At 58.9% G+C, this 516-nt stretch carries 1 protein-coding gene; it reads left to right on the top strand.

Annotation, left to right across the window (positions count from 1 at the left end; all coding sequences use genetic code 11):
* Positions 1-516: HAD-IIB family hydrolase (locus tag ACXJ7R_RS36175; protein ID WP_457155953.1), on the top strand; the 516-nt coding region annotated here is incomplete at both ends.

The raw sequence follows: 516 nt of genomic DNA, 5'->3' as shown, positions 1-516 counted from the left end.
GTCATCAAGAACCTGGGGCTGGAGCTTGAAATCATCTTCAACAAGGGCGCGGTGATGATCCTGCCGAGCGGCATCAACAAAGCCACCGGGCTGGCTGCAGCCCTTCAAGATCTTCGGCTGTCGCCACACAATGTGGTTGGTGTTGGAGACGCCGAGAACGACCATGCCTTCCTGCAGGCCTGCGGCTGCAGCGTGGCCGTCGATAATGCAATTCCGGCGGTCAAGGATTATGCCAATCTGGTTATGCGTGGCGCACGGGGCAAAGGCGTGGAGCAGCTGATCGACAAGATGATTAAGCTTGATCACGCGATAGTCCCGAGGCGCCACGACGGTATCGTCCTCGGATCGGCCGGCGGTGACGAAATCTATTTGTCGCCGACCGACACGATCCTCATCGCCGGCAGTTCGGGCATCGGCAAATCCACCTTGGCCACCGCACTGACGGAGCGCTTCGTCGAGAGCAAGTTTCAGTTCTGCGTCTTCGATCCCGAGGGAGACTATGATGGCCTTGAGGGC

It is taken from the genome of Mesorhizobium sp. P5_C1, assembly GCF_054049815.1.
The sequence above is the reverse complement of the archived record's forward strand: the minus strand, read 5'-3'. Positions and strand labels throughout refer to the sequence as shown.